Genomic DNA, 20,614 nt, shown 5'->3' with positions numbered 1-20,614 from the left:
CGTACGAGGTCACCACCCTCACCGGGGTGGCGGAACTCCTCGGGGTCTAGAGCCGGACCGGCCGGGCTCAGTCGAGGGGCAGGATGGGCACATGAGCGAATCCGATGTCACCGCGATCATCACCGAGGTCGAGGCCCAGGAGGCCGAGCTGGTCCTGCCCACGTTCACGAACGACGACGCCTGGCGGCTCGGCAGCCTGCTGGTCGAGCTCGCCGTCGAGCGCGACCTGCCCGTGACGATCGACATCCGCAAGGGCACGCAGCAGGTCTTCCACGCGGCGCGGCCCGGCACGACGCCCGACAACGACTCGTGGATCAAGCGCAAGGTGCGGGTGGTCTACCGGTTCGGGGCGTCGTCGTACCTGGTGGGCCTGCGGGCCAAGGCCAAGGGCAGCGACTTCAACGCCGACCACGGGCTGCTGTTCCAGGAGTACTCGGCGCACGGCGGGGCCTTCCCGGTCCGCGTCGCGGGCGTGGGCATCGTCGGCGTCGTCACCGTGTCCGGGCTGGCGCAGCAGGACGACCACGCCCTCGCGGTCGAGGCCCTGCGCGAGCTGGCCGAGGCTCCGCCGCGGGTCTGAGGCCCCGGCGACCGCCCGTGTCGGGCGGTCGCCCGCCAGCCCCCGCTGCGACCAGTCAGCCGCGACAGTTCAGGAGACCGTCCAGCGCTGGTTGTCCCCGGCGTGGCAGCCGTACATGATCGCGGGCGTGCCGTTGTCCGTGAGCGCGTTGGAGACGTCGAGGCACAGCCCGGTCGCGGCGTTGCGCACCGTGCCGTCCGCCTGCGGGGACCACTGCTGGTTCGCGCCGCCGTGGCAGGTCCAGACCTGGGCGGCGGTGCCCTGCGCCCCGCCGCTCGGGTCGTCCAGGCACAGCGTCCCGAGCACCCGCAGCTCCCCGGCGGCCGAAGCCGTCCACTGCTGGGCCGGTGATCCGTTGCAGTCGTAGATCTGCAGCGCCGCGCCGTCCGCGGCGACGCCGCCGGGCACGTCGAGGCACCGGCCGGACGCCACGCCCTGCAGGGTGACCGGCGTCGGCTCGGGCGGCGGGGCGCTCGGGGTGGGCGTCGGCTCCGGGCTCGCCGGGGCGCTGACGGGGCTGGCTTCGGTGGGGCTCGGCACCGCGCTCGCGGAGGCGCTTGCCGAGGCCTGCCCGGCGGCGTCCTGCCCGGAGACGTCGCGGCTCAGCACCCAGATCGTGCCGATCACCGCGCCGAACAGCAGCAGTGCGGCGAGCACCCACACGAGCAGGCTGACGGGCGAGCGCCGACGCGCCGTGACGTGGTCGTACACCCTGGTGCTCCTCCTTCGTCGGACCGCTCTCGTGCGTCCGCGCCGCACCCTACTCGGTCCCATGCCGCTCGTTCCCCGCGGCCACCCGTTCCCCGTGGCGCTCGGTCCCCGCCGCCCGCCGGGTGCAGGATCGGGGGATGGCCGCGCACCCGGAACCGACCAGCAGCACCGTCCACGAGCCGAGGCCCACGGGCAGCACCGCCCCACGCTCCTACGTCGTCACCGGCGGCGGTCAGGGCGTGGGCCGCGCGATCGCGCTGCGGCTCGCCGCCGAGGGCCACGTCGTGGTCCTCGACCTCGCCGGGCCGCTCGGCTGGGCGCACCCCCGCGTCACGCTCGTCACCGGCGACGCCGCCGACCCCGACGTCGCCCGCCGCGCCGCCGACGCCGCGGAGGCGGCGGCCCCGCTGGCCGGCTGGGTCAACAACGCCGCGATCTTCCGGGACGCCCCGATCACGGCCCCGCCGTCCGAGGTGCTGAGCCTGATCACCGCGAACCTGGCCCTCGCGGTCACGGGCTGCCACACCGCCGTCGGGCAGCTCCTGCGGCACGGACGGCCCGGCGCGATCGTCAACGTCTCGTCGCACCAGGCCCAGCGTCCGGTGCGCGGCGCCCTGCCGTACGCCACCGCCAAGGGCGCGGTCGAGGCGCTGACCCGCGCCGTCGCCGTCGACCACGGGCCCGACGGTATCCGCACCAACGCGGTGGCCCTCGGGTCCGTGACGACGGCGCGCCACGAGGCGTACCGGCGCGAGCACCCCGGCGTCGACGCGCAGATGGCCGCCCTGCACCCGCTCGGCCGGGTCGGCACGGGCGAGGAGGTCGCCGAGGCGGTCGCCTTCCTCCTGTCGGACGCCGCCGGGTTCGTCAACGGCGCGGTCCTGCCCGTCGACGGCGGACGCGCGGCGCAGGGGGCCGATCCGGAGGCCACCTGACGCCGCCCGCCGCGGTCACCAGCCGTGCCCGACGGCGCCGCCGCGCAGCGGCGCCGTCGAGCAGGAGACCGTCAGCCGACCTCCCGCCACGGCCCGTGCCGGTCGCCCGGCTCCTGGTTGCGGGTCCACCACTTCGCCTCGTACAGGGCGCCGTCGTGCTCCACGAAGTCGCCGGTGTCGAAGATCCGCGACGCCGTCCAGGCGGCGGTGCCGTCCCAGGCCTCGGCGATCTCCTGCCACGGCCCGTAAGCCGACGCACCAGGTGTCTGGTTCTGGGTCCACCACGAGGCCCGCCACAGCGCGCCGTCGTGCGAGACCCGGTCCCCGGCCGTGTAGATGGTCCGGGCGCCCCAGGCGTCGACGGCGGGCTCCGTCAGGACCCCGGGCCGCGCCGTGACCCGCAGGTGGTCCAGGTTGATGTTGCCCGTGTCGGCGGCGGTGTGGTGCAGCAGGATCTCGTGCCGCCCGGCCGCCAGCGTGACCAGCACGCCGGGGGAGTGGTCCCAGATGCGCCACCGGTCGGCGCCCTGGCCGAGGTTCGGGAACGAGACCGGCTGCGCCGCGCCGTCGTCCACGGAGACGGAGAGCCGGCGGTCCAGCGGCGCGACGACCATCCCGTTGGCGTACCGGAACGACAGCTCGACCGTGACGGGCGCCGCGGCGTCGTACGTGAATCGGACGCCCGCCCCGACCTTCGTCAGGTCGCGGACGAACCCAGTGCCCGTGTAGCCGGGGTGCTCGGCGTTGGTGCGCGCGCCGCCCAGCAGCGTGGCCGTCTCCGCCTCGCTGACCTGCTCGCCGTGCTGCGCCTCGACGGCCGCGAGCAGCCCGCCGAGGGCTGCGTCGTCGCCCTCGGCGGCGCCGATCTCCTCGGCCAGCACCCCCAGGGCGTCGGTCGTTGCCGCGGTGTCGCCCGCCCGGGCGTGCGTCACCGCCTCGGCGGCGGGCCTCCGCAGCGCGACGGCGGTCGGGCCGTCGATCGCCGAGGCGGCCTCGGCGTCGCGGATCAGCGACAGGATGCCGAACAGCCCGGCCGCGGTGCCGAGGTACGGCTCCACGATCGTGTCGATCCCGGCCGCGACGTCCGGCGGCACCGCCCCGGCCGAGGAGGTGAGCACGGCCTGGCGGACCGCCTGCATCGCCCGGCGGACGGCGGGGAAGTCGTTCTCCCGCGCCGCGTCCAGCGCAGCATCGGCACGTTCGGACAGGAGCGCGGCCCGCTCGGGGGCTAGGCGCTCCGCCTCGTCGTCCAGCAGGTCGGTCAGGGACCCGTCCGGCCGCGGCAGCAGCGCCACGGAGACGGGGCGCCCGGGCGTCCCGTCCGCGCCGACGACGGCGATCGCGTTCGCCGCCCGGTAGGCGACGTCGTCGGCCGCGACGTCGAACGTGAACGTGCGGGCCTGCCCGCCGCCCACCCGGCCGGCGGCGCCGTCGACCGTCGTGCCGTCCACGGCGATGCGGGCCTGGCCGGCCGTGGTGCCGTCGTTGCGGACGGTCGCGGTGACGGTCACGGTGCCGGCCGTCGGGTCGTAGGCGACCTCCGGCGTGCCCTGCAGGGTGAACGTGCCCGCGGCGTAGTCGTCCAGGTCCGCGAGGTCCTCCGGCGTCGCGGGCCGCAGCTTCACCGCGTGCCCGCCGCCGCCCACCATCGAAGCGTCGATCGTGTCGGTCGAGTCCACCAGCGAGTGCGTCACCTCGACGGCGGTCGGGTTGCCCTTCCAGGACGCGTCCCCGGCGTCGGCGTAGACGTCGGCCACGTAGGTGGTGCCCTCGTCCAGGAAGGTGAGCGGCACCCGTACCGTGCGGTCGTTCTCGTCGGTGACCGACCCGAGGTACCAGGTGGTGCCGCTGCGCCGGGCCGTGACGGTGTGGTCGCCCAGGACGGCGTCGAGCACGTGGGACTCGTCCCAGACCGTCGGCATGTCCTTGAGGTAGGCGAAGGCCTCGGCGTGCTCGGCGTAGTTCTCCGGGGTGTCGGCCAGCATCTGCAGCGGGCTGGAGAACGTCGGGTAGAGCGCGAGCTGCGCCGTCGTGGTGGTCTGCACCCGGGTCTTGAGGTTCGCCGGGTCCCAGGTGACGGCCAGGACGCCGGGCGTGTAGTCCGCAGGCCCGCCCATCCAGCGCGTGAACGGCAGGATCGTCGCCTGCTCGGGCGGGTTGCCGCTCGCGCCCATGTAGTTGTGCTGCTCCATGCCGGCCACGCCCTCGCCCGTCATCATGTTCGGGTAGGTGCGCGACAGGCCCGTCGGCTTGATGGACTCGTGGGCGTTGACGGAGATCTGGTGCCGCGCCGCGGACTCGATGACCCGCTGGTAGTGCCTGACCGCCTCCTGGTCGTAGTGGCTGCGGTTCACGCCGCCCAGCTCGAACCGCGTCGCGTAGCCGGTCTTCAGGGCGTGGATGCCCCACTCCTGGTACTGGTCGAAGATCTCGTCCATGTGCGCGTCGTAGTAGTCGACGTAGCCGCGCGTCTCGTTGTGCGCCATGAAGCCGACGCCGTTCTCCTTGGCGTAGGCCAGCACCTCGTCGATGTCGACGTCGGCCTGGGGCGTGACGAAGTCCTGCCCCTTCCACTCGCCGCCCGCGTTCTGGTTCCAGCCCTCGGCCAGCACGTACTTGGCCCCGGCCTCGACGGCGAGGTCCACGTACTCCTTGATGCGCGCGGTGGTGGCGCCGTGCTTGGGCCCGGCGTTCCACGTCGTGTCGCGGCGCTGGAGTTCCCACCACACCCCGACGTACGTGCCGGGGTCGATCCAGTCGGTGGTGTCGGCGGTGCCGTCGTCGTCGGAGTCGACGTCGCAGATGGCGCACGGCGCGTTGAGGTTCTCGATGAGGTGGGAGGCCGCGAGGTCGCCCGCGCTCCGGCCGACGGTCAGGGTGCGCCAGGGTGTGCTGAAGCCGTCGGCGTCCACGTCGATCACCGCCTTGTCGCCGTTCGGCAGGGCGATCAGGTCCGAGACCAGCGTGCCCGGCGTCGTGCCGCGCACCACCGTCATGCTCGGGAAGTCGATCAGCGCCGCCTCGTGCACGGTCAGGAACAGCCCGTCCGCGCGGGACGCCGTGATCGGCGTCTGCGCGGAGGCGACGTCGGGCAGCGGCTGCGTGCGGTAGTGCTGCTCGTCCGCGCTCCAGCGGATGCCCGCCGGGATCGAGTACGCCGTCAGGTCGGCGGGCAGCGCGAACTGCGTCTTCTCGCCGGACACCACGACGCCGTCGCCGAGGCCGTCCTGCTCCGGGAAGGTGTAGCGGAAGCCCACGCCGTCGTCGAAGACCCGGAAGACCACGTCGAGCTCGACGCCCGAGGCCTCGTGCACGGCGTGCACCGTCAGCTCGTTCGCGTGGTTGCGCACCCGCGCGTCGTTGCCCCAGGCGGGGGTCCACGTCTCGTCGACGACGTCGCGGTCGGTGGACTCGACCGTCAGCCCCGTCGTCAGGTCGATGGCGGGCTCCCGCAGCGTCAGGCCGAGGCCCGACGGCGCGACGACGGTCGTGGTCCCGTCCCGCACGACCTCGTACGTCAGGGTCCCGTCGACGACGTCGACCGTGGCCTCGATCGACCGGTCCGGCGAGGACACCGTCCAGCCGTCGAGGACGCCGGCCGGCTCCTGGGTCGCCTGCTGTGCCGTCGCCTGCGTCGCCGCGGGGGCGGCGGGCACGACGAGCGCGGGCACGAGAAGCGCCAGCGTGGTGGCCGCCGCGGCGCGGGACGGCCGGCGCCCGGGCCTGCCTCCCGGTCTGCCGCTGTTTCGGTTGCCTGAGGGCAGGTGCACGTTCTCTCCCGGACGTCGATGTCGGCGGCGCCGGATTGCCTCGATGCAGACCAGCGGCAGGAAAGAGTTTTCCCAGCCGCCCCCGTGCTGTCAAGGCGGCCCCGGCGGCTTTCACCCGCCGTCGGCCACGACCTCCCGCACCCAGGTGTCGCCCTCCGGGCGGAAGCCCACGCCGCGCAGGTACGCGTGCTCGCCCGGCGCGGGCTGCGGCACGACGACGCGGTCGAACCCCTTGGCCGCGAAGATCCCGCTGCGCCGGTACACGAACTCGCCCGGCGTCAGGTCGCGGAACCGCATGGACACCCAGTCGAGCTCCACGACGCCCGCGCCGTCCCCTCCGTCGCGCACCTCCACCACACCCACCGTCTCGTCGCCGCGCTGCACCAGGAACGCCGAACGCTCCTCACCCGGCCCCGGCTGCGCCACAAAGCCCGGGGCGAAGGTCGCGATGTCGGCCGCATGCGTGCGCAGCACGTGCAGCAGGTACGCGTCGTCCGGCGCGACCTCCACCACCTCGTACACCGCGGCGTCGTGGCGCTCGCGGGTCAGGCGGCGCAGCCAGTAGATGTTGATGAGGCTGATCGCGGCGTTCATCGCGAAGAACGGCCAGATCCCGAGGATCGCGTTGTACGTGGTCGCGATCAGGGAGCCGGTCAGGTTGAGCCAGCGGAAGCGGAACACCCGCGCCTGCGTGAGGGACAGGACGACGAGCGCGGAGCCGACCCAGCCGGCGAGCTCGAGCCAGGGGAACATGCCCTGACCCTAAGTGGGCAGGGGAGTTTCGGCGGCAGCGGACCCTGTGCTGGCTGTGCGGACCCGGCCAGGCACGTCCCGATCCGGTTACCACTACGCTCTGGCCGTGCAGAATGTCTGGCTTGCCCCGAGCCCTGGTCGGTTCCTCGGCCTCCTGTGGCTCGTCGGCAGCGGATCGCTCTTCTCGGTGACGGGGCACGAGGAGCGCGCCGAGGCGGCAGAGCAGCATGTCCTGGTCATCGAGCCGGGTACCGCGGTCGACGAGGTGACGCGGATCAGCGCTGAGCTCGACGCGACGACACGCACCGCGCGGGTCCGGTTCCGGCGGTCGCGGGTGGCCAACTCGCTGTGGTGCGCGTTCCCCGTCGTGCTGATCCTCGTCGGGGCGTGGGCGAGCAGCGCCGCGATTCCGCCGACGGATCCGCTCCAGGACGTCGCGATCCCCGTCACGGTGGTCTATGCGGTCGTCACCGGCTTGTTCGCGATCGTGTGCGACCGGTACACCCGGCGGTCGGTGCGGCAGATCACCGAGTTCGAGGCGCCCGGAATGGTGCGCGTGACGGTGCCGGGGCGGGACAGGTTCCTCGTGCGGCTGATAGAGCAGGCGGGTCGGCGGACGGCCGCCGAGCAGGGGCAGCTCAGCGAGCTGCTGTGGCGGTTCGCCGATGCGGACCGGACCCGCCGCGAGTACCTGGAGACGACAGAGGCGTTCGACGACGACGAGTTCGCGCCGCTCCGGGCCCGGGCCGAGGACGCACGGCGCGACCTGCGGGCGTGGGCAGGCGAGGTGGCGACGGCCTGAGTCGTGCGCGCAGGACCGGCGGGGTCACCAGGACCAGCCGCGCGAGCTCAGCTCCAGCTCCTCCCGCAGCCGCTCGTCCGCCGCGGAGCGCTCGCTCGCGCGCAACGGGTCCGCGTCGGTCGGCAGGTCGGCGAGGCGGCACGCCTCGCGCAGCAGCGCGTCGTAGGCGTTCTGCACCGCGAACCAGTGGTGGGCGCGGGCGTACAGGCCGGGGTCTTCCTCGACGTGGCGCAGCTCGGCCGCGAGCTGGCCCAGGCGCGACTGAAGCCGCAGGGTCACCAGCGGGTCGGGTGCCGGCTTCTGGCGGGTCAGGAAGGTCCAGCCCATGGGGTGTCACCGCCACGTCGTCGTCGCGGAAGGGGTACCTCTCCAGCGTAGGTCCGCGGGACCGGGACGGCTATCCCGGCCCCGCGGATTCCTGCGGGGTTTCCTGCCTCGCGGGCTCCTGCCCGTGGTCAGTCGGAGTAGCAGAGGTCGCCCTCGCACCCCGCCCGCACGTCCGAGCCGTGCACGCCCATCACGACGGCGCCCCCGGTGTCGCTGTCGCCGATCTGGGTGTTGACCGGGCCCGTGCCGCCGATCACGACGTTCGAGTCGTCGTACGTGACCACGTTGCGGTCGCCCCGGCTCCGGATCGAGACGTCGTCGAACCCGTCGGCGCCCACCACGAGGGCGCCGTTCCCGGTCGCCGACGACTCGCCCTCGTCCGTCACGGTGGCCTGGCCCGTCGCGGTGGGTCCGGTCGTGGCGGGTGCGGCCGGTCCCAAGGGTGGTACCGCGGGACCCTCGTCCTCCGTGCCCTCCTCGGCCCCGGCCCCGGGCTCTTCCTCCTCGCCCTCCTCTTCCTCGCCCTCCTCCTCGTCTCCTTCGTCCTCCTCCGTGTCCTCGGCGTCACCCGAGTTGCCCGACCGGACGACCGACCCGGTCACGTCGACCGCGTTGAGGCCGCTGGAGTCGGTGTCGCCCGTGTTCGCGTTGATCCGGCCGTCCCGGCCCAGGAACACGTTCGAGTCGTCGTACGTGACGATCTGGTCACTGCCGACGACGCTCACCGAGTGGTCCTCGAAGCCGCTGATCGCCATGGAGCTGCCCGGCCCGTACCCCAGGAGCATGCCGCCGAACGAGTCGTTCTGGTGCGTGCCCGCCGTGGCTCCGCCCTGCGCTGCCGACGACGCCGGAGACGACGCGGGAGCCGCAGCAGTGGGCGGCGCCGCAACGCTCGACTCGCCGGACCGCAGCCCCGAGCCGTCGGAACCGAGCGCGAGCACACCGCTCGAAGACACGGCACCGGTGTTCGCGACGAGCCGCCCGTCGGCCCCCACGTAGACGATCGAGCCGTCGGCGGCGAGGACCTGATAGCTGACTCGCCGGTCCTGCGGCGGGGCCGCCGGAGCCGGTTGCCGGCCGGTCGGCACCACGATCACCCGGGTGGACGGGTCGCCCGCGGCGGCCGCCGCGCCCGTCGACGTCGGCGTGGCACCGGGAGCTGCCTGGACTACGGTGCGCGTGCCGGACGCGGAGGGGACAGACGCAGCGGCAACCGGAGCCGCCGCACCGCCCGCCGACGCTCCGCCCGTCGCCGCAGGGCCGGGCGCACCAGCGCCGGGCGCACCCGACGGCTGCGCCCCCGCCGTCGACCCGGATACCGCCGTCGTGCCCGAACCGTCCGGGGCGACCATGAGCACGAACGGCGGCGCGGCCGCCTGCGGCGTGGTCACGTACACGTCGCCCGCCTGCGCGGGGGTGGACGGCGTCGGGGCGGTCGCCGCCGCGGGCGCCGTCCGGACGGCGCCGCCCAGGACGTCGTGCGCCACCCAGGCGCACATCCCGGCGACGGCGACGATCACCGCGCAGGCTTGATAGCTGAGGCCGCGTGGCGCGCGGTTCTTCTTCCGATTCTTGTTCCGGTGCTTCTTGGTCCGGCCGTTCGAGGTGGACATCCCGTTCTCCTTCCAGCCGCGCGAGGAGCGCCGCCGGTGGGACCTCGTGCCGGACCGGGCATGCCGGTACCGGGCGTCGGTGGCTCGCAGATCGCGGGAGTCCGGCGATCGCGTGGCGGGTCGGGAGACCGTGCGCCGCTCGCGGTCGAGTTGTGCGACAGTCACGCCCGGGCGCGAGACGCGCGGGCGTTCCACGGGGCCCACCGCACGACCGGTGTCCTGCGTCCGGCCGCGGAGCCTCCCGCGGGAACGGACCGGGGTGCGCGGGCGGGCCGACGACGGCAGGCCGCCGGACGGGCACTGCCGCGCTGCCCGGTGCTGTGGCACCTGCGACGATACGCCGGCGTATCCGGCGCCGCCCCCGTGGGGACGGGATTCACCCGCCGCCACGATGACGGGTGAATCGGCTAGACTGGGTGCAGGCTTCCGGCGCGAGAGTGCCGGCGGGATCCGAATGAGACAGCGGATCGAGCGGCCCCGAGGCATCCACAGCCACGGGGCCGCTTGTTTTTCGATCGCGTCCGGGCGGCTCAGCCCTGCGGCAGCACCAGCTCCCCGTCGACGCGGACCGGGACCACCGGCGCGCCGTCCCGCAGCTCCGGCGGCAGGGCGTGCTCCGGCGCCTGCTGCCACGCGAGCGGGCGCTGGAACCGGCGGATCGCCGAGGCGCCCACGGACGTGTGCAGCGAGTTGGTCGACGGCCACGGCCCGCCGTGGTGCTGCGCCCAGCTCACGGCCACCCCGGTCGGGTAGCCGTCGTAGAGCACGCGCCCGGCGCGCGCCGCGAGCGCTGCCCGCGCGGCGGGCAGGCCCAGGTCGGTCGTGTCCCCCGTGAGGATGCTCGCGGTGAGCGACCCCTCCACCTGCTCGACGACGGCCACCGCCTCGGCCTCGTCCGCGTAGCGCACGACGACGGCCAGCGGCCCGAAGCACTCCTCGACGAGCCGGGCCGTGAGCTTCCCGGCCGGGACCTCGAGCAGCGCGGGGCGCGTCGTCGTCCCCGCCCCGGCGGGCCCGCCCGCCTCGGTGTCGGGTGCGGTCCCGGGCACGCCCTGCGCCCGGACGACGGCGTCGCCGGCCCGCGCCGTCAGCCCGCGCCCGTACGCGTCCGCCATGCCCGCCGTGAGGGCGGGCAGCGCCGGCGCCGCGTCGATCGCCCGCGCGAACGCGTCGACCACCCGGTCGCCGTCTGCTCCCGCCGGCACCAGCACGAGCCCGGGCTTGGTGCAGAACTGCCCGCCGCCCTGGAGCACGGAGGCGGCCAGCCCGGCGCCGTACTCGTCGGCCTTCACCCGGGCGGCCGACGGCGTGACCAGCACGGGGTTGATGCTGCTCAGCTCCCCGTAGAACGGGATCGGCGCGGGACGCGCCGCCGCGGCGTCGGCCAGCGCGCGCCCGCCGGCGAGCGACCCCGTGAACCCGGCCGCGCGGATCGCCGGGTGGGACACCAGCGCGACCCCGGCGTCGAACCCGTGCACCAGCGCGAACGTGCCCTCGGGGGCGCCCGTCGCCGCGACCGCCCGCTCGGCGAGCCGCGCCACGCGTTCCGACGTCGCGGGGTGCCCCGGGTGCGCCTTGACGACCACGGGGTTGCCCGCGGCGAGCGCCGACGCCGTGTCGCCGCCCAGCACCGAGAACGCGAACGGGAAGTTGCTCGCCGCGTAGACCGCGACCGGGCCGAGCGGCACCAGCATGCGGCGCAGGTCGGGGCGCGGGCCCATGGGGGTGGGTCCCGCGTGGTCGATCGTCGCCTCCAGGTAGGCGCCGTCGCGCACCACGCGGGCGAACGTCCGGAGCTGGTACGCGGTGCGGGTGAGCTCGCCGCCGAGCCGGTCGGGGCCGAGGGCGGTCTCGCGGTCGGCCTCCGCGACGAGGACGTCGCGGTCGGCGTCGAGCGCGTCGGCGAGCGCCTCCAGGAGCGCGGCTCGCCGCTCGCGCGGCCAGGCGGCGAGGCCGGGGGCCGCGGCGGCGGCCCGCCGGGCGACGTCGTCGAGGCGGTCCGGGGTGGACTCCCGGACGGTGAGCGACCGGACCGCGCCGGTCCGGGCGTCCCGGCTGGTCACGAGGCTCGCGCCCGGCACGGGGTGCGTCTCAGGCGTTGTCACATCCATCCCGTCGACCCGTCCCTCCGCACCGGGACCTTGCGCTCCCAGTGCACCCAGTCGTCGTGCGCGAGCGCCGTCTCGTCGATCTCGATGCCCCAGCCGGGTCGGTCGGGCCGCAGCTCCAGGTGCCCGTCGACCGGTACGTACGGGTCGTGGCACCAGGAGACCTCGTCGAACTTGTACTCCAGGATCGAGAAGTTCCAGGTCGCGGCCGCGAAGTGCACGTTGGCCGCCGTCGCGAGGGGCCCGAGCGGGTTGTGGGGTGCGACGGGGACGTCGTGCGCCTCGGCGAGCGTCGCGATCTTGCGCAGCTGCGTGAGCCCGCCGACCACGGCGATGTCGGGCTGGACGATGTCGGCCCCCTGCACGGCCAGCAGCCCGAGGAACTCGTTCGGGGAGTACAGCGACTCGCCCGTGGCGAGCGGCACCGTCATCTCCGCGCGGATCCGGCCCCAGGCGGGCAGGTGCTCCGGGCGGATGGGCTCCTCCAGGAACATCGGCTCGTTCGGGGCGAGCGCCGCGGCCAGGTCCACGGCCTGGCGCGGCTCCCAGAGGCAGCCGTGGGCGTCGAACGCGAACTCCCACTCCTCGGGGTGGTTTGCGCGGATCTCGCCGAACCAGTCGCCGAGCTCCCGCGCGACCAGCCCGAACCTCGACCGGTGCAGGTCGCGGCGGTAGGGGCTGAGCTTGAACGCGTCCACGCCGTGGTGCTCGTGCAGCGCGGCGGTGCGGTCGCGCAGCTCGGGCACGTCGGGCGCGTCGTAGAGGCCCGCGTAGACCCGCACCCGGTCGCGGACGGCGCCGCCGAGGAGCTGGTAGACGGGCACGCCGAGCCGCTTGGCGGCGATGTCCCACAGGGCGTGGTCCACCGCGGCGATGGCTGCCAGCCCGAGCGCCCCCTGCGGGAACCGGGCCGACTGGTGCAGCAGCTGGTTCACGTACGCGACGCGGGAGGCGTCGATGCCCGCGATCTGGTCCGCGAGGTACTCGATGATCGCCGGGTAGGCGAGGTCGGGGCCGTGGTTGTAGATCTCGGCCCAGCCGTCGATGCCGTCGTCGGTGGTGATGCGCAGCAGCACGCGGGGACGGTTCCCGACCCGCTGCAGGTAGGTGGTGAGCCGGGCGATGGTCGTGCCGCCCGTCATGCTCGTCGTCATACCGAGACCTTCCAGTCGTCGAGGATCCGCGTGATGGCGGCGCGGTCGGGCTCGGCCAGGGTGGTGCTGGGCGGCCGGACGGACCGGTCGCACAGCCCCATCTGGTGCATGGCCTCCTTGACCACGGAGACGTTGTCGGCGGACCGGTCGCGGGCCCGGAGCTGCTCGAACTCCCGGATGCGGCGCCAGACGCCGGCCGCCCCGGCGGCGTCGTCCTGCCGGAGCGCGTCCAGCAGGTCGAACGAGACGTCCGGGGCGACGTTGACCAGGCCCGAGGTGAACGCGCGCGCACCGGCCTGCCACGCCGACGGCGCGTACGACTCGGCGAGCCCGGCGATCCAGAGCAGGTCCGCGTCGGTGTCCTGCACGGTCTCGGCGAAGGCGACGGGGTCCGGCACGGAGTACTTGACCCCCACGACGTTGCCCGCCTGGTGCGCGAGCGCCGCGACGTCCGACCCCCGGATGGCGGGGGAGCTGACGTACGGCAGGACGGCGAGGCCGGGCACGGAGTGCGCGACGGCGGCCACGTACTCGACCCAGCCCCGGCGCGACATGTAGGGGAGCACAGGCTGGTGCACCATCACGGCGTGCGCGCCGAGCTCGGCGGCCGCCCGGGCCTCGGCCTGCGCGGTGGCGGGGTCCAGCCCCACGCCCACGACGACGACGGCGCGGTCGCGCGCCACCTCGGTGACGGTCCGCGCGACGTCGGCGCGCTCGCGCGGGGTCAGGGCGTAGAACTCGCCGGTGTTGCCGTTCGGGGTGATGGCGCCGAGGCCCGCCTCGACCAGGCGGCCGGCGAGCTGCCCGGTCCGGGCGAGGTCGACACCGCCGTCGGGCGCGTAGGGGACGACGGGGATGCCGACGACCGTCCTCAGGCGTTCGACGACGTCGTGGTGCCCGGTCATGATGCTCCGTTCTGCTGGGGACTGTTCTGCTCGGGTCCGGCGTCCTGCAGGGCGCCGGCCTGCTGTTCCACGGGCTTGATCTGCACCCAGAGGCCGTAGATCGCGGCGCTCACGAGGCAGCTGACCGCCGCGAACACGAGCGGCCAGAGGTAGGAGCCGCCGGACGCCGTCAGGGCCAGCCCGATCGCGATCGGGCTGATGAGGTTGCCGAGCTGCGAGCCGAAGTTCTGGAAGCCGGCCAGGGAACCGACCCGCTCGGGGCTGGGGGAGACCTCGGCCGGCAGGCTGAGGATCGCGGCCCCGGCGAAGGAGTGGGCGGCGCTGGAGACGGTCAGGACCACCATGAGCACCACGTTGCTCTCCACGAACGGGCTGAAGCCGATGCACGCGCTGAGCACGAGGCCCGAGATGATCGGCACCTTGCGCGCGACGTTCGGCGACAGGCCGGAGGCGAGCATCCGGTCGGAGACGATCCCGCCCAGCACCGTGGAACCGATGCCGATGACCGCGGGCAGGGCCCCGACCATGCCGAACTCCGCCTCGGTGAACCCGCGCTCGTTGAGCAGGTAGCTGGGGTACCACGTGAGGAAGAACGCCCCGGCGAGCGACCGGAAGACGTAGCCGAGCATGAGCGCCCAGGTCTGGTTGTCGCGCAGCAGCGCGCTCCAGCGCACCGGCTCCCCGGTGTGCCGCACCATCTCGGCCTGGTCGGAGCGGATGTGGTCCAGCTCCTCGGCGTTGACCCGCCTGTGGTTCTGCGGCGCGCGGTAGATGGCGAGCCAGCCGACGATCCACAGCAGCCCGACGCCGCCGATCAGGACGAACGTCCAGCGCCACCCGGCGAAGACGGCGATCGACGTGACGATCGGGATGGAGAGGGCTGAGCCGATCTGCTGGCCCATGTCGAACAGGCTGGACGCGAAGGCCCGCTCGCGGCGTGGGAACCAGGTGGAGACCACCTTGATGTTCGCGGGCTGCACGGGCGCCTCGCCGATGCCGAGGCCGAGCCGGAAGACGATCAGGCTCGTGACGCCGGTCGCGAAGGCCGTCAGCGCCGTCCAGACCGACCACCAGCCCACCGCGATCGGGTAGATGACGCGCGGACCGAACTTGTCCAGGAGCCAGCCCGACGGCACCTGGAACAGCGCGTAGGTCCAGAAGAACGAGGACAGCAGCACACCCTGCACGGCAGGGCTGATGTGGAAGTCCTCCGAGATGAACGGCAGCGCGACGCTGAGGGCGGCGCGGTCGAGGTAGGCGATCGTGAGCCCGAGCGCCGAGAACGCGACGATCGTCCAGCGCATCTGGCTGCGTCGCGCCCGGGCTGCGACGGGCGCAGGCTGCTTTGTACTATTGAGCATCGTTGCTCCTCCATCGAGTGACGTGCGTGCTCCGCCATGGAGCACTCGTTCCAGAGGTGCGGCCCGGGAACTTGGCGGTGAACGGGCTGCACCTCGCTTGCGTCGCCGCGCGTGCCGACGCCGGGCCCACGGGCCCGCCGGCGCTCGCGGCGCGGGTCCTGCGGGTCAGGCGGTCGCACCTCCTTGGCGGAGCCGGTCGAGGAAGCCGGCGATGTGCCGGCGGGTCAGGTCCGCCGCGAGGTCGGCGTCGCCGGCCTCGGCGGCGGCAAGGATCTGCGCGTGCTCCTGCGCCTCGCCGCGCCAGCTCGGCTGCCTGGCCCAGGTGGTGACGGCGGCGAGCGCCGTCTGGTCCCGCAGGCCCTCCAGCATGCCGGTCAGGATCGTGTTGTCGGCCGCCGCCCACAGCGCCGCGTGGAACGCGCGGTTGGCAAGGCTGCGCTGCGCCGGCTCGGTCACCTCGGCGGCCCGCTCCAGCGCCGCGCGCGCGGCGGCGGTGTCCATGCCGCGCTGCACGCTGCGCCGGGTCGCCTCGGGCTCCAGCAGCAGCCGGGTCTCGTAGATGGCGACGGCGTCGGCCTGCGTCAGCTCGCGCACGCGCACACCGACGTACGGCCGCACCACGACGAGCCCGCTCAGCTCCAGGGTCTTGAGCGCCTCGCGGACCGGCGTCTTGGACATCGCCAGCTCCTGGGCGAGCTCCGCCTCGACGAGCGCCTGCCCGGCGGCGAGCCGTCCGCTGAGGATGCCCTCCTTGATGGTGGCGAGCGCGTGCTCCGTCCGGGAGGGGAGGGAGATCGGGGCGGGGGGCGTCGTCGGCACGTCGTACATCATATATGACGGGCGGGAGTGGTCGTGAATCGAGCTGGGTGCACCGGGGCGGGTCCTGGGACCCTCGTGCCATGAGCGACGACGGCATGACCCTCGACCTGGTGCGCGACTTCCTGCGGGACGTCGAACGGCGGCAGGCCGAGCGGGTCGTCGATCTCCCCGGCGGGTTCGCCGTGCTCAGCCCCCGCTACGCCGCGTCCCACGACCACAACAAGCTCTGCCTCCGCGGCGAGGTCGCCGCGCCGGACGCGCTCCGGCTCGCGGACGACGTGCTCGGCGGGGCCGGCCTCGGCCACCGGCTCGTGGTGGTGGACGACGACGACCTCGGCGCCGCGCTCGCCGGACCCTTCGAGCAGGCGGGGTACACCCATGACGTCGAGCTGGTGATGGTTGAGCGCGGGGCGCTGCCGGCCGCACCGCGCCGTCCGGTAGTGGTCGAGCCGGTCACCGCCGACGACCTGGCGGACATGGAGCGGCGCGACTGGCGCGGGGCCCTCCCGGACGCGTCGCCGGAGGCGGTCGAGCAGCTCGTGGGCCGGCGTCGGGCCCGGACGCTCGGGGCGGACGGCGTCGTGTTCCTGGCGGTCCGTGACCCGGAGGCCGGGACTGCCGGCGTCGTCGCGAACGGGGCCGCGCCCCGGGGGATCGTCGCCCGCGCCGACCTCTACCTGGACCCGGCCCGCGGCCTCGCGCAGATCGAGGACGTCTTGACCGACGCGGCGCACCGCAACCGCGGGTACGCCCAGGCCCTGCTCGACGACGCGACCCGGCGTGCCCAGGAGGCCGGCTGCGGCACCCGGTTCCTGCTCGCCGCGGCCGACGACTGGCCCCAGGTGCTCTACGGGCGCCTCGGGTACAGGGTGATCGGGAGCCGGCACCTGTTCGCCCGGACGGCCTGAGCCCGGGGCGTGTCAGACCTCGTCCGTAAACTCCCGATATGCACATATATGAACGGGAAATGGCGGGTCCGGACGCCGACGGCGCGTCGGCCCTGGTTGCCGCGGTGGGGTACTGCCTCGCGCCGCTGAAGGTGTCGCAGGTGTTCGACCCGGCGGTCGAGTACGTGGTGCATGGTTCTGGACCGGGCGTCCTGGAGCGACTGCGCGAGCGGCCGGAGGGCACGAAGCTGATCGCCGAGCCGGAGGGCTACCACCCGAAGGAGCAGGCAGCGGCCGTCGCCGACCTGCATCCCGGATGGACCCGGCAGGACGCCGACGCCGCGCTGCGCACCGTCTACCGGACCGCGCCGGTCGACGTGCTCGCCCGGTTCGGGCAGGTGCTGCACGCCGTCTTCGCCCGGGCCGGTCAAGACGGTGAACCGTCGTGGCTGCTGATGCTGGCCCACGACGTCGCGCGGTTGAGCAGCGCCAAGGATGCGGCGGGCGCGGCGGACGTGCGGCTGCGGTGGAGCCCCGACGTCGTCGCGGAGATCGCCCGGACCGGCGGCGCGCCCGGCCGGTCGGCCGAGCACGCCACCCTGTCGGCGCTGCTGTACGGGGACCACCACCACGGGGTGAACGCCCGCCGAGAGATGCTGGAGAGCGACGCGGGCGCCGCCTTCCTCGCCCGGCACACCGACGCGCTCGCGGAGGTCGCCCGGGGGCTCGATCTCTACCTCCGGCGCCAGGTGGCAGCCCTGTGCGAGCGCGGCCCGCAGGCGCACGCGGACCTGCTCGCCGAGCTGGCCGTGGACGCGGACGCCGGCGTCCGCGTGGAGGCGCTGGCCGCGCTGTCCCGGCTCGACGGGCCCCGGCAGATCGAGGTGCTGCGGCGGCACCTGCGGACGGCGCCGCCGGACCGGCTGCCGGACACCCTCGCCCGCCTGGCCGGCCTCGACGGGGGCGTCGTGGCGATCGAGGAGACCTTGGCCGGGGGCGAGGCCGAGGGCGACGGCGGCGTCGGGCCGCTGGACCCGGACCGGGAACGGTTGCTGCGCCGGGTCGTCGTCCGGGTGCGGGTGCTGCGTCCGGCGCAGGCCGACTCCGTGCCCCCGGTCGTGCTGCCCCAGGACGCTAAGGTCGCGGAGGAGCTCCGGGCCCTGCACGCCCTGCCGCCGGTGAGCAGGCCGGGCGACTGGGGTCCTTGGCACTCCATCGGGAACCAGCTGGCGCGGATACCCGACGTGCGGGCCCTGCGGGACGCGCGCCGCGCCACCGGCAGGGCCGACGCGGACCGGTGGGCCGCGGAGCTGCTGGTCACCCGGACGGGCCGCCGGGGCCGGAAGCTCGGCGCCGTGCTGACGCCCGAGGACGCCGAGAGCTGGTGGCCGCTGTTCGCCGAACGCCTCGACCTCGCCGACGAGTACCTCGACGGCGGCGACGGGAAGCGGCACCCGGACGAGGAGGCCGTCGACACGAGGGCGATGATCCTGACGATCCTCGCCAGGTTCCCCGCCGTCCCCGAGCCCCTCGTCCCGCGCCTGACGTCGTTCGCGCTGGCCGCGGACCGCCACCGCCTGGCCGCCCGCCGCGTGCTCGGCGACCACCCCGGCGCTCGGGCCGCCGCGCGGGCGGCGCTGTCCGACGGCGACGCGACGACGCGGTCGTCCGCCGCGGAGTGGCTGGTGGAGCTGGGGGAGCCGGGCGTGGTCGGACCCGAGCCGGGGTGGGACTTCGGGCCGGGTGTGCTGCCCGCGTCGGTCCGGAACCTGCCCCCGTCCACGCTGTCGTGGCTGGACCGGTTCCGGGAGCGGGCGCTCGACCGGGGCGTCCCGGCGGACGACGTCGACCGGTGGCTCGGGCTGGCGCGCCCGACGCTGCGGACGGCGCCCGACCGCGGCGGCCCGGTCGTCGGCCGGCTCGGCAGCCCCCTGATGCTCCCGCCGGACGCGCCCACGCCTGGCACGGTGTACGGCCCGGACCGCACCGACGAGTACCAGCTCATCGCGACGCTCGACCTGGCGGCGATGGCGCCGGGTGCGACCGATCTGGCGCTGCCGCCCGACGGTCACCTGCTCCTGTTCGCGAACGTCGAGCTGGAGGACGAGCTCCTGGCGGGCGGCGCGGTGTACGTCCCGGCGGGCACGCCGGTCGAGGAGCGCGAGGCCTCGCCCGCCTACGAGCCCTACGAGTACGACTCTCCCGAGGACCTGGACGAGGCCCTGCGGCACACCGGTGACCTCCGCCTGGTTCCCGGTGTGTCCCTGCCCTCCTGCCCGCTCGACGCCGAGGCCGGTGCCGAGCACCCCCACGCGGAGACGCTGCAGGCCGTCTGGTCCGAGCAGTCCGACGGGGGCGGCGAGTGGGAGCTCGGCGGCCACGCCTACGACTTCGACGGCTACGGGGATCCGGCGAGCGGCTCGGCGTTCCAGGGGCCCGGAGAGGGGTGGTCCCGCCCGGAGGACTGGGTCGTGCTCGCGCAGTGGGTCGGGGTGCCGATGGGGATCCTGTACTGGACGATCACCCGCCAGGACCTCGAGGTGCGCCGCTTCGACCGCGTCGTCGTGCAGATGTACGCGAACCCCTGACCTGCTCGTTTGATAGAACACGTGTTCGAGTAGAATGCTGTCATGTCCGTCCGCGAGGCCACGATCCTGCACGCCGACCTCGACGCGTTCTACGCGTCGGTCGAGCAGCTGCTGGATCCTGGCCTCCGCGGACGGCCGATCGCCGTCGGGGGCGGGCCGCGCGGGGGAGTCGTGCTCGCGGCCTCGTACGAGGCCAAGGCCTACGGGGTGCAGGGCGGGATGCCCGGCTGGCGCGCGGCCCGGCTCTGCCCCGACCTCGTCTTCGTCCGGGGTCACTTCGGGGAGTACCAGCGGCTGGCCGACGCCGTGATGGACGTCCTGGCCGACGTCACGCCGATCGTCGAACGGATCTCGATCGACGAGGCGTTCCTCGACGTGTCCGGGGCGACCCACCTGTTCGGCCCGCCCGCGGCGATCGGGGCGCGGATCCGCGAACGCGTCCGTGCCGAGGTGGGGCTCCCGATCTCGGTCGGCGCCGCGCGGACCAAGCACCTCGCGAAGATCGCCTCCCAGGTGGCCAAGCCGGACGGCCTGGTCGTCGTCGACCCCGGGGCCGAGCGGACCTTCCTGGACCCGCTGCCCGTCAGCCTGATCTGGGGCGTGGGGCCCGTCAACGAGCAGCGCCTGGCGGACCTCGGCATCAAGACGATCGGCGAGCTGGCCCGGACGCCGTCGACCGCGGTCGAGCACATCCTCGGGCATGCCGTGGGGCACAAGCTCAGCGCCATGGCGCAGGACGAGGACCCCCGCCGGGTCGTGACCAGCCGCCGCGCACGTTCCGTGGGCGCGCAGTCGGCCCTGAGCCGGCGTCGGCCCGAGCCCGACGACGTCCGGGCGGTCCTGGCGCACCTGTCCGACCGGGTCTCGCGGCGCCTGCGCGCGAAGGGGCGGGCGGGCCGCACCGTGACGGTCGCCGTGCGGTTCGCGGGCATGAAGCGGGCGACGCGGTCCCTCACCCTGCCGGTCCCGATGTCCGCCACGCTCACCCTCACCGAGGTCGCGGTGCGGCTGGCCTGGTCCGCGATCGACGACGCCGCACCGTGCGAGATCACGCTGCTCGGCGTCTCCGTCTCGAACATCGCCGACCAGTCGGCGGTGCAGCTGGAGCTCGACCTCGACCCGCCCGACCCGTGGCGTCCCGGCTCCGCGCCGGGCGCGGCGCGGGGCGCCGTCGACGAGTCGATGGACGCGATCCGCACGCGGTTCGGCGGCGACGCCGTCGGCTACCTCCCCGTGGTGCTGCGCCGCGGCGGCGCCGTGCCCGACGAGTTCCGCGAGCTCGCCGAGCCCGACGTGTGAGC

Annotated in this window: 16 protein-coding genes; 6 read left to right on the top strand and 10 right to left on the bottom strand. The window is 74.5% G+C overall.

Features of this window, described 5'->3' with window-relative positions; all coding sequences use genetic code 11:
* Positions 1 to 91 precede the first annotated feature (91 nt).
* Positions 92 to 580 carry a heme-degrading domain-containing protein gene (locus ACFWEJ_RS00615; protein ID WP_377227262.1) on the top strand — a complete coding sequence of 163 codons (489 nt, stop codon included), beginning with the start codon at positions 92 to 94 and terminating at the stop codon, positions 578 to 580.
* Between the two features lie 69 nt (positions 581 to 649).
* Here the strand turns inward: ACFWEJ_RS00615 and ACFWEJ_RS00610 are convergent, their stop codons facing one another.
* Entirely contained in the window at positions 650 to 1,291 is a 642-nt protein-coding gene (locus ACFWEJ_RS00610; protein WP_377227261.1) for a ricin-type beta-trefoil lectin domain protein, read from the bottom strand.
* Between the two features lie 137 nt (positions 1,292 to 1,428).
* Here ACFWEJ_RS00610 and ACFWEJ_RS00605 point away from each other — a divergent pair, with 137 nt between their 5' ends.
* Positions 1,429 to 2,226: an SDR family NAD(P)-dependent oxidoreductase gene (locus ACFWEJ_RS00605; RefSeq protein ID WP_377227260.1), complete on the top strand. Its 798-nt coding sequence runs from the start codon at positions 1,429 to 1,431 to the stop codon at positions 2,224 to 2,226.
* A gap of 71 nt (positions 2,227 to 2,297) precedes the next feature.
* Here ACFWEJ_RS00605 and ACFWEJ_RS00600 read toward each other — a convergent pair whose 3' ends face one another.
* Positions 2,298 to 5,897 (bottom strand): glycoside hydrolase family 97 catalytic domain-containing protein, encoded by a 3,600-nt coding sequence (locus ACFWEJ_RS00600; RefSeq protein WP_377227259.1) that lies wholly within the window; start codon positions 5,895 to 5,897, stop codon positions 2,298 to 2,300.
* Positions 5,898 to 6,107: 210 nt separating this feature from the next.
* Entirely contained in the window at positions 6,108 to 6,749 is a 642-nt protein-coding gene (locus tag ACFWEJ_RS00595) for a hypothetical protein (RefSeq protein ID WP_377227258.1), read from the bottom strand.
* A gap of 106 nt (positions 6,750 to 6,855) precedes the next feature.
* On the opposite strand from ACFWEJ_RS00595, the gene ACFWEJ_RS00590 reads away from it, so the two are divergent.
* Positions 6,856 to 7,551, top strand: a complete 696-nt coding sequence (locus ACFWEJ_RS00590; RefSeq protein ID WP_377227257.1) for a hypothetical protein — start codon at positions 6,856 to 6,858, stop codon at positions 7,549 to 7,551.
* A 24-nt stretch (positions 7,552 to 7,575) separates the two neighbouring features.
* Here the strand turns inward: ACFWEJ_RS00590 and ACFWEJ_RS00585 are convergent, their stop codons facing one another.
* The 7 genes from ACFWEJ_RS00585 to ACFWEJ_RS00555 form a co-directional block, all read right to left on the bottom strand.
* The gene (locus ACFWEJ_RS00585) at positions 7,576 to 7,878 is read right to left on the bottom strand and encodes a hypothetical protein (RefSeq protein ID WP_285104465.1); all 303 of its coding nucleotides are present in this window, start codon (positions 7,876 to 7,878) and stop codon (positions 7,576 to 7,578) included.
* A gap of 128 nt (positions 7,879 to 8,006) precedes the next feature.
* Positions 8,007 to 9,491, bottom strand: coding sequence for a hypothetical protein (locus tag ACFWEJ_RS00580; protein WP_377227256.1), 1,485 nt, complete (start codon positions 9,489 to 9,491; stop codon positions 8,007 to 8,009).
* Positions 9,492 to 10,021: 530 nt separating this feature from the next.
* Positions 10,022 to 11,596: an aldehyde dehydrogenase family protein gene (locus tag ACFWEJ_RS00575; RefSeq protein ID WP_377227255.1), complete on the bottom strand. Its 1,575-nt coding sequence runs from the start codon at positions 11,594 to 11,596 to the stop codon at positions 10,022 to 10,024.
* Positions 11,593 to 12,753 (bottom strand): mandelate racemase/muconate lactonizing enzyme family protein, encoded by a 1,161-nt coding sequence (locus ACFWEJ_RS00570; RefSeq protein WP_377227254.1) that lies wholly within the window; start codon positions 12,751 to 12,753, stop codon positions 11,593 to 11,595. The genes ACFWEJ_RS00575 and ACFWEJ_RS00570 overlap by 4 nt, the downstream gene beginning before the upstream one ends.
* Complete coding sequence (locus tag ACFWEJ_RS00565; protein ID WP_377227253.1) at positions 12,750 to 13,658, bottom strand: dihydrodipicolinate synthase family protein; 909 nt, start codon at positions 13,656 to 13,658, stop codon at positions 12,750 to 12,752. The genes ACFWEJ_RS00570 and ACFWEJ_RS00565 overlap by 4 nt, the downstream gene beginning before the upstream one ends.
* The gene (locus ACFWEJ_RS00560; RefSeq protein WP_377227252.1) at positions 13,655 to 15,019 is read right to left on the bottom strand and encodes an MFS transporter; all 1,365 of its coding nucleotides are present in this window, start codon (positions 15,017 to 15,019) and stop codon (positions 13,655 to 13,657) included. The genes ACFWEJ_RS00565 and ACFWEJ_RS00560 overlap by 4 nt, the downstream gene beginning before the upstream one ends.
* 165 nt (positions 15,020 to 15,184) lie before the next feature.
* Entirely contained in the window at positions 15,185 to 15,847 is a 663-nt protein-coding gene (locus ACFWEJ_RS00555; RefSeq protein WP_377227251.1) for a GntR family transcriptional regulator, read from the bottom strand.
* Between the two features lie 71 nt (positions 15,848 to 15,918).
* Here ACFWEJ_RS00555 and ACFWEJ_RS00550 point away from each other — a divergent pair, with 71 nt between their 5' ends.
* The 3 genes from ACFWEJ_RS00550 to dinB are packed head-to-tail and all read left to right on the top strand — an operon-like array spanning position 15,919 to position 20,612.
* Positions 15,919 to 16,746, top strand: a complete 828-nt coding sequence (locus tag ACFWEJ_RS00550; protein WP_377227250.1) for a GNAT family N-acetyltransferase — start codon at positions 15,919 to 15,921, stop codon at positions 16,744 to 16,746.
* Between the two features lie 59 nt (positions 16,747 to 16,805).
* Positions 16,806 to 19,313, top strand: a complete 2,508-nt coding sequence (locus ACFWEJ_RS00545; RefSeq protein ID WP_377227249.1) for a HEAT repeat domain-containing protein — start codon at positions 16,806 to 16,808, stop codon at positions 19,311 to 19,313.
* Between the two features lie 42 nt (positions 19,314 to 19,355).
* On the top strand, positions 19,356 to 20,612 hold the full coding sequence (gene dinB / locus ACFWEJ_RS00540; protein ID WP_377227248.1) for a DNA polymerase IV: 1,257 nt from the start codon (positions 19,356 to 19,358) through the stop codon (positions 20,610 to 20,612).
* Positions 20,613 to 20,614 lie beyond the last annotated feature (2 nt).

Origin of the sequence: Promicromonospora sp. NPDC060204 (assembly GCF_042728455.1) — a bacterium.
Lineage (GTDB): Bacteria > Actinomycetota > Actinomycetes > Actinomycetales > Cellulomonadaceae > Promicromonospora.
Note: the sequence above shows the minus strand (reverse complement) of the source record. Positions and strands in the feature narration are given on the sequence as shown.

Excerpts from the sequence above, each read along its gene's own strand:
- ACFWEJ_RS00615 (WP_377227262.1), top strand. The coding sequence starts at position 92 with ATGAGCGAATCCGATGTCACCGCGATCATCACCGAGGTCGAGGCCCAG.
- ACFWEJ_RS00605 (WP_377227260.1), top strand. The coding sequence starts at position 1,429 with ATGGCCGCGCACCCGGAACCGACCAGCAGCACCGTCCACGAGCCGAGG.
- ACFWEJ_RS00595 (WP_377227258.1), bottom strand. The coding sequence starts at position 6,749 with ATGTTCCCCTGGCTCGAGCTCGCCGGCTGGGTCGGCTCCGCGCTCGTC.
- ACFWEJ_RS00585 (WP_285104465.1), bottom strand. The coding sequence starts at position 7,878 with ATGGGCTGGACCTTCCTGACCCGCCAGAAGCCGGCACCCGACCCGCTG.
- ACFWEJ_RS00580 (WP_377227256.1), bottom strand. The coding sequence starts at position 9,491 with ATGTCCACCTCGAACGGCCGGACCAAGAAGCACCGGAACAAGAATCGG.
- ACFWEJ_RS00570 (WP_377227254.1), bottom strand. The coding sequence starts at position 12,753 with ATGACGACGAGCATGACGGGCGGCACGACCATCGCCCGGCTCACCACC.
- ACFWEJ_RS00565 (WP_377227253.1), bottom strand. The coding sequence starts at position 13,658 with ATGACCGGGCACCACGACGTCGTCGAACGCCTGAGGACGGTCGTCGGC.
- ACFWEJ_RS00560 (WP_377227252.1), bottom strand. The coding sequence starts at position 15,019 with ATGCTCAATAGTACAAAGCAGCCTGCGCCCGTCGCAGCCCGGGCGCGA.
- ACFWEJ_RS00555 (WP_377227251.1), bottom strand. The coding sequence starts at position 15,847 with ATGTACGACGTGCCGACGACGCCCCCCGCCCCGATCTCCCTCCCCTCC.
- ACFWEJ_RS00550 (WP_377227250.1), top strand. The coding sequence starts at position 15,919 with ATGAGCGACGACGGCATGACCCTCGACCTGGTGCGCGACTTCCTGCGG.
- ACFWEJ_RS00545 (WP_377227249.1), top strand. The coding sequence starts at position 16,806 with ATGGCGGGTCCGGACGCCGACGGCGCGTCGGCCCTGGTTGCCGCGGTG.
- dinB (WP_377227248.1), top strand. The coding sequence starts at position 19,356 with ATGTCCGTCCGCGAGGCCACGATCCTGCACGCCGACCTCGACGCGTTC.